Consider the following 8,412-nt stretch of genomic DNA (forward strand, 5'->3'; position numbering starts at 1 on the left):
AACATGAAACAATTAATCTACAAATTAAACCTGATAACTCTTGCTGTACTATTCGCATTTAATGCTTCAGCGCAGACCTATTCTCAAGTCTATGAAGGAAGAACGCCTTCAAAAACCACTGAAATAAACCAGAAATTTCATTCAGACTGGGGAAAAGGAGTAAAAGATATTTTGTTTTCAGAGGATTTTTCCAATAATGGTTTTAATAATTGGACTGCAACAGGTGATGCTGCTAATCAATGGACCAACTCATCAACAAACTATGTGGGAGAAGAGGCTCCAGAGCTTATTTTAGTTGGATATCCAGATTTTACAGGAACGACCAAATTTGTTTCACCTGTAATTAACACCAGTGGCTTTGCTGCAGCAGGGCTTTCTTTTGTGCATAGAGTTGACCCAATGGGAACAAGTCAGTTTTGGGTTGGAGTAGAAACGACTAGCGATGGGGGGCAAACCTGGAACGAAGTCTGGACTCATGAACATGCCTCTATGGAAACCTATTTGGCTAACGAAGTCATAAATATAGATAATGGCGATATGGGTTCAGAAAATTTTCAATTTTGTTTTGTTTTTAGTGAAAACTCAGAATCATTAATGGGATGGTTAATAGATGATATTACTCTTGGAGATCCTTTACAATATGATGTTACACCAATTAACATAGATGGCTTGGATTATGTTTACAATGGTAATGATGCACTCATTTCAACTGAAGTTAATAATAATGGATCCGAAACAGTATCTTTTGATGTGAAACTGGAAATAGACAATGGAACCAATATCGTTTTTACATCCATAAAGGAAGTTTCCAACCTTGAGTTTGGAGGAAGCGCAAATATAAATTTCGATGCCTGGTTAGCTGAAACAGGAGAATATACAGCAACCGTAACTACCTTATTAGATGGTGATGAAAGTCCTTCAAATGATGTTATTTACCAAGAATTTACAGTTTACGAAAGCACCATTTATTGTATACCATCTGCAGACTGTTCTTTGGGCGATGGCATTTCAGGCTTTGCTTTTGCCGATATGGAGAATTATAATAATGGATGTAGTGATGGTGGATATGGTGACTTTACCAGCCTTCAAGCTTCAGTGGAAATTGGAGAAACATATACAGCTAGTTTTATCTCAGATTACTCTACTCAAGTCTTAAGCATATGGGTCGACTTTAATCAGGATTTTACATTTCAATCCACCGAATTAATACTAGCAGATTTCCTAATTGAATCATCTGGAACTGTTTATGAAGTAGACATTCCAATACCTGGATATGCCCTACCTGGCAGCACTACAATGAGGGTAGGGGCTCGTTTTTCAGCAGTTTCTTCACCAGACCCTTGTGCCACATTTTTATATGGAGAATGGGAAGACTATTCAATAGAAATTACAGGAGAATCTATCAATCTTGACGCATCAGTCATTTCAATTGATATGGAAACAATCATAGAACCAGGAGATCTTATTCCTGTGGCCACTTTCCAAAATAAAGGAATTCAACCGATTTCTTTCCCTGTTACTTGTTCCATAGAAGGTAGTTCTTACACTTCCACTAAAGAAGTAACAGAATTGGGATACGGTGAAACCATTCAGATTGAATTTGATGTATGGAATGCAGCTACAGGTTCATATACCATTGAGGTTTCCAGCGATTTAGATGGAGACGAAGTTGTTGAGAATAATACACTTAGCCATGATGTTATCATTGCTCCGTGGGTGCCAGAAAAAATGGTTGTTGGAGAAGAAGGTACTGGAACTTGGTGTGGATGGTGTATTAGAGGACATGTTCTTATGGATTCTTTGAAGATGAAATATCCTGACACCTGGATTGGAATTGCTGTTCATAATGGTGATCCAATGCTTGTACCCGAATATGATGAAGGATTAGGAGCCTATGTTGTTGGATATCCGAGTGGTGCAATTAATCGAGATATTGTGGTAGATCCTTTAGATTTTGAGGCCGCGTATCTAGCAGAAATTGAAAAAGTAGCACCAGCAAGTATCATTATTGAAGATAAGGTTTTTAATGAGGAGAGCAGAGAGCTTACATTTACTTTAACATCGGAGTTTATTGTTTCTGCATCAAATTATAGGTTTAATGCAGTAATCATGGAAAATGAAGTAACCGGTACTGGTGCAGGCTGGGACCAAGCAAATTATTATTCAGAAGGGGCAGTAGTCATGGGTGGTTATGAAAATCTACCAAATCCTGTTCCTGCTGAAGATATGATTTATCAAGATGTAGCTAGAGCTATTTTGGGTGGTTTTGAAGGTGAAGAAAGCAGTTTGCCGGGAATAATAAATGCAGGCGAAACTCATAGCTGGGAATTCTCTACTATCATAGACGAAGAATGGGATATAGACCATATTGAAGTAGTTGGTATGCTTTTAGACTATAATACAGGAGAAATAATGAATGCTACCAAAAATCATTTATTAGTTACAAGTGTTTCAGGACTAAAGACTATCGATGATATTACTATTTATCCAAATCCAGCAAAAGATAAAATTAATATTGCCAATATGGAAAGAGGAGATATTCACATTTATACTTTAAATGGTGTTTTGGTTAAATCCATTTTTGATGTAGAAGGCGATATAAACATAAATATTGCTGAAATAAGTTCTGGAATATACTTTGTAAAGGCCATCTTAAACAAACAAACCATCACTAAAAAACTTGTGATAGAATAGTTCATTAATTTGATTAGATACCCCGGGTTTCAATAATTGAAATTCGGGGTTTTATATTTATCAAAATAATTCAAAGTAGGGCATAGTTCAAAACATTGCCCTTGGCTTTTGGTTATTGAGCTAAAAACAATTATTTCTATGAAATTCATTACAATCGGTAAGCCTCTATGAATGCTTTGCTAAGATGTATTATGAGAACCCCTTGTAAACCTATTTCATGCCGCGTTCTTTCAAAAGCGCTTTCAACTCCTTATCCTGATTGGGTTTGTTTACCAGCTTATAGATAATAAACAAAGGAACTAAAGTAACTAATCCCCAAGTGCTATAAACCACACTATAGACAATGATTCCAGCAAGGAAACCTATGATAAAGGCGTTTATGGTGGCTGTGGATTTCATTTTTTTTGCTTCTGCTTTCAGCTCTTCATCGCTTAATGAGTGTAAATCTTTTTGTTCCATTTATTGTTGTTCTAATAGAAATAATTTGGCCTACAAGTAACAAATTGTTTTTCAGAAAGTCAATACTAGAATTTTCTATTCTGAATTGTTTTCTCAATTCTATTTTTGATAGTCCACTACCTTTGCATCATGCCTACAAATCATTTTAAGTTAAATACATTTCTAGACCATGAAGAGGAGGTTTTTCATGTGGCACGTACTACTATTAACTCAAAAAACGATTTACAACTTCATCGCCATGGCTTTTGTGAGATTTTTTGGGTAAAAGAGGGTAGTTGTATTCACTTGGTTAATAAGCAAGAACTTCCTCTGGAAAAGGGATGCTTATGCCTGATTCGGCCAGAAGATCAGCATACTTTCAAATTAAATAAAAGTCAAGAAAGTATGGTCATCACCAATATTGCCTTTTTTCAAGATAGCCTTGACTATTTTAAGGATAGATATTTCAGAAATAGCAGCAACTATTTTTGGTCAGAAGACCAACAACCTTTTACCATTCAACTGGATTCTGATCAATTGAACGAATTGTCTGCTATCACTGACAGATTGATAGGACAAGCAAGAAACTCTCTTCATTTAGATTACCTTATGATTCAGGTTTTTAGAATGATTAACTGCCTTGAGGAAAGTCAAAACCATATACCAGCTTGGTTGGCCTATGCATTGGAAAACTATAATACTCCAAATAGATTTAAAAAAGGCGTGCAAGGTTTTGTTGAGCTTACTGAGCGTTCTGTAGATCATGTGAATAGAATCCTTAAAGAACATCTAAAGCAAACCCTTTCTGAAACGGTGATTAAAGCGCGATTGCAATATGCAAGTCAACAGCTGATTATGACCAATTCTTCCATAAAATCTATATGTTATGATTGTGGGTTTGAGTCTGTTTCTTATTTCTACCGGCTTTTCAAAAAACATATGCATCAAACTCCTGTTGAATACAGAGGGAAAAACAGAAAGATTTTCTAATTTTGATTAAGGCTCTTTCCTACAAGTAACGCAGCTCTCCCGAGCTGCAGTTTAACCAATTCTATTCTCATCGAATAATTGCACCGTTCAGAAGAACTGTGTTACTCCGAGAGAATATCGCTATAGAGCAATAAATCAACTCCTCCCATCAATATATTTCTTTAAACATCTGCAGAAAGGTATTAGTTTTGTCTAAAACTGTAATTACCATCATATCCAATCTTGAAAACCATAAATACATTAAAATGAAACATTTATTATTGACTTTACTATCCTTTGGAATTCTATTTAGTTCTTGTGAGAGCCAGACTAAAATTAAACAGAATACTGGAGTTGAAATAGATTTAGCCGAAGAAGTAAAAGCAGAGTTTGTTCGCTCATGGGAAGGCTATAAAAAATATGCCTGGGGACACGATGTATTGCTTCCGCTCTCTAAAAGTTACCAAGATTGGTATGAAGAGTCTTTGGCAATATCTCCTATCGATGCCTATAGCACCATGAAAGTAATGGGCTTGGATGAATATGCTGAGGAGGTTGAGAATTATGTAATCGATTCCATTAGTTGGGATAAGGATTTGTATGTAAAAACCTTCGAAGTAAATATTCGTATTTTGGGTGGTTTATTAGCGATGTACGAGTATACTGGTAAACAAGAAATTTTAGATAAAACTGAGGAGTTTGGGCAGAAGATGTTGGCTGCTTTCGATTCTCCAACCGGAATGCCTTATTATTGGTTTAATCTAAAAACAGGAGAAGCAAAAGGCTCTAAAATCAATGTGGCTGAGGCCGCTTCCTATATGATGGAAATGGGCATTTTGAGTTATTACACCAAGAATCCTATCTACTATCAAACTGCCAAAAAAGCCAATTTAGCCGTTTGGGAAAGAGTTTCAGATATCAATTTGGTAGCAGAACTCATCGATGTAGAAAGTGGAGAATGGAAGCATGGAACCAGCCATATCTGCGCAGGAATCGACTCTTACTACGAATATCTTTATAAAGCCTACCTCCTCTTTGGTGATGAAGATTTAAAACCCATTTGGGAGAAAAGTATTCATGCAATAAATACATATTTGGTAGATGAAAGCGATACTTCATTTTGGTACCGTAGAGTAGATATGCACACAGGAGAAAAACAAACCAAATTCATGTATGCCGATAATAATGAAATAAGAGAAGGAGGAATAGTAACACTGTATGATGCCTTTTTCCCGGCTGTTTTGGCTTTAAGTGGAGATATTGAAAGAGCCGAAAAAAACCAAGCTACTTGGGATTGGTTGTGGAACCAATACGGTCTAGAACCTATGATTTACGATTATGATAGAGCGGTTCCTACCTATCCTGTTTACGACTTAAATCCAGAAATCATAGAATCAGCTTATTATTTATTACACTTCACAGGCAAGAAAATATATGAAGATATGATTGAACAATATTGGAGAGACATCATGAAATATTGTCGTACCGATGTGGCCTTTTCCTCCATTAAAGATGTGCAAACCATGGAGAAAAAGGATTATATGCCCACCTTCTTTTTTGCCGAAACCATGAAGTATTTTTACCTGACCTTTACTTTAGAGGAGGGTGATTTTAATCTTGATGACCATATCTTTACTACAGAAGCTCATCCTTTTAAACGCTCTTCTTTTGATATAGAGGAAGCACAAGTTAGATTAGGTTTTTAGAGTTACTCATTCGGTTTTCAGTTCGAATTAGGCCAATAATAATTGTGTCTGAAGGGAGAAATACCTTACCGCGTAGCGGTTTAGTTCTTATATAAGGTTCTTGCCAAGTTTTTCTATTCCCCGTAGGGGATTTGCTTTCATTGCTGCTAGTCTTCTATTGAAGTTTTTATAACATATGCTCTACAAGGAAATGGAAAACTTTTTCTATATTCTTTTAAAAAAGCTGATCGGGCGATGCTTTGTGATGTTTGAAAGAATTATAAGAGAACAATCATTACCATTTTGCGATGATGTTTGCTTTTCATAAAAAAGGGAAGGATGAAGCGAAGGTTCGTTTGAACCTGTTGGAGTCGTGCAAATGCTTGTCCACTTTTTGAGTTTACCACAAATGCATGATTACATATTCTTTAAACCCCTAATAATCTAGAAACATACCAAAAAAGGGCGTAATAAAAATTACGCCCTCATTAAATCAAATCCTAAAAATTATTCAATTATAAGCTGTTTATGAATTCTTCCTTTTTCGGTATCAATAAGAATAGTGTATATTCCTGATACCATTTTAGAAGTATTTACCTTATAATCAGCTGCATTCACATTCATCTCTTGAACTTTTTGACCTGTTTGGTTATAAATAATAACAGACTTCATGGTATATTCTGATGTAATATTTACATAGTCTTTAGCTGGGATTGGATAAATCTGAGTGGACAAGGCTAATTCTTCAGAAACACCTAAAACCACATCTACAACATGTTCATTTGATGGTTCAGACTCACCCTCAGTATATAATGAAGTTACATAATAAGTATGAACTCCAATATCAGATGTATTATGTGTAAAGGAAATATCATTTGTAAATCCAATTTTTTCAAAATCATTTGAGTTTAACTTGTGATAAACATTATATCCTAACAAACTCTTTACAGAAGATTTAGACTCTGCTTTTCTCAAGCTAATATTATCCAGAGAAGTAGCATTACCTTCATTATAATTATCTAACACATTTTCTCTAAAAGCCACATAAATAGGAGTGCCATTTTCAACTATGCTAGTCAAATCATAGTAATAATAGATCCAACCAATAGGGGTACCCACAGGTAAATCAATAATATCTACTACAATATCAAATGCCTCTGGATTATCAGGAGTAGTTGTTGATATACGAATCTCTATATGCTCAGAATAATCATCTCTGTAGGTACCCATCCAAAAGCCTAGTGTATCTCCTTCAGAATAGGTGAGTTGTGGTGTTACTAACCACTGATCACTCACTGGGTCTCCTCCAGTTAACCAAGTAGCATAAGCCTGAAATTGACCACCATCTGGACAAGCAGTAATAGATCCACCTGACCATCCTGCAACATCCTCTCCAACCATTACTTGCATCCATCCTGAACCACCATCCATATTAAATTTAGACCATCCTTCAGGTAAAAAATCACCTTCAAAACCCTCAAAGAAATTTGCAGAAGGCGTAGAAACAGTCTCCCAACTCAACATAATATCCTGACCATGCTCAACTTCTGCAGGCCCAATAAGATTAGTCGGCGCTTCTAAACCTGATGATGTTTCATTCATATCTACATTAATATCATCGATGAGGATATTTCCATTGCCTGCTTCGCTAAAGCCATGCCAACCGACATAATAGATACCATCTTCATCTGGCGTAAAAGATGCATTTGCGGGTTGGTATATATTGTTAAGAGCAAACATTAAATCTTCAAATATAACTTCACTTGTCATGGATGCTGCATTGGGTTCTGTTCCAAATTTCACTTCTAGATTTTCATAATAAGCATCCGAACTAGAAGTATAGAAGAAGTTAACATTATACGTTTCCCCGCCTAATAATTCAATACCAGGAGAAAAGAACCAATCATTCATTTGTTCGGTATCACTATATTCAATCATGGCATGTTGATTACCATTATATGCATTTGCATCTGAACTTATCCAGTTCAAATCATCGTTATTTGTGTTCTCAACAGCATTGCAAGACGGCATAAAGGGTAAAATGACCTCTTCAAAATTTTCTATATATGGAATACTTGTCGATGCTGCACAAAGAGTAGAGAAATAATAGGGGCCTATCCAGGCGCTGACAGAACCTGCACCACAATCGGCTTGTACATAAAAATCATAATAGGTTCCGGCATCTAGTCCTTGGAGTAAATAAGGATTTTCATCGCTAGCTATCATAGCAACTCCGCTTGGTGTAAAGCCCATTTCTCCATACTCAATTCTCCACTGAGTGGCATCTCCATTTTCTGTCCATTCCATGAGGGCGGAAGTTTGAGTGATTTCATTGGCATTAACATCGGAAGGATCTGCACATGACTGCAAATCATCAATAGTAATGTTATCGAGTGCGATATCTCCATAGGTATTGCTATAAACACCCTTAAAAGCAATATACTCATCAGTTCCTGTATAATCAGAAAAATACACTTCATATTCTTCCATATCATTTATATTAGGAATATTTAAAACTTCTAGCTCAGTATAGGTAGAAATATCTGCTGGATCTGTTATGGTTCCAACCGATGTTTTGGCCCCTTAAACAATCGGACAAAGTTATAGTTAGAAATCTATAAATTTG

5 protein-coding genes are annotated in these 8,412 nt (G+C 35.9%); 3 read left to right on the forward strand and 2 right to left on the reverse strand.

Annotated elements, in window-relative coordinates; translation table 11 throughout:
• The first annotated feature begins 3 nt into the window (after positions 1-3).
• On the forward strand, positions 4-2,694 hold the full coding sequence (locus HNS38_RS05040; RefSeq protein ID WP_172346102.1) for a GEVED domain-containing protein: 2,691 nt from the start codon (positions 4-6) through the stop codon (positions 2,692-2,694).
• A gap of 210 nt (positions 2,695-2,904) precedes the next feature.
• Here HNS38_RS05040 and HNS38_RS05045 read toward each other — a convergent pair whose 3' ends face one another.
• Positions 2,905-3,153: an FUSC family protein gene (locus tag HNS38_RS05045; protein WP_172275989.1), complete on the reverse strand. Its 249-nt coding sequence runs from the start codon at positions 3,151-3,153 to the stop codon at positions 2,905-2,907.
• Between the two features lie 129 nt (positions 3,154-3,282).
• Here HNS38_RS05045 and HNS38_RS05050 point away from each other — a divergent pair, with 129 nt between their 5' ends.
• Positions 3,283-4,122: an AraC family transcriptional regulator gene (locus HNS38_RS05050; protein ID WP_172275987.1), complete on the forward strand. Its 840-nt coding sequence runs from the start codon at positions 3,283-3,285 to the stop codon at positions 4,120-4,122.
• Between the two features lie 245 nt (positions 4,123-4,367).
• Positions 4,368-5,807 (forward strand): glycoside hydrolase family 47 protein, encoded by a 1,440-nt coding sequence (locus tag HNS38_RS05055; protein WP_172275985.1) that lies wholly within the window; start codon positions 4,368-4,370, stop codon positions 5,805-5,807.
• Between the two features lie 486 nt (positions 5,808-6,293).
• Here the strand turns inward: HNS38_RS05055 and HNS38_RS05060 are convergent, their stop codons facing one another.
• Complete coding sequence (locus HNS38_RS05060; protein WP_172346103.1) at positions 6,294-8,276, reverse strand: T9SS-dependent choice-of-anchor J family protein; 1,983 nt, start codon at positions 8,274-8,276, stop codon at positions 6,294-6,296.
• Positions 8,277-8,412 lie beyond the last annotated feature (136 nt).

This window comes from Lentimicrobium sp. L6 (assembly GCF_013166655.1).
GTDB lineage: Bacteria > Bacteroidota > Bacteroidia > Bacteroidales > UBA12170 > UBA12170.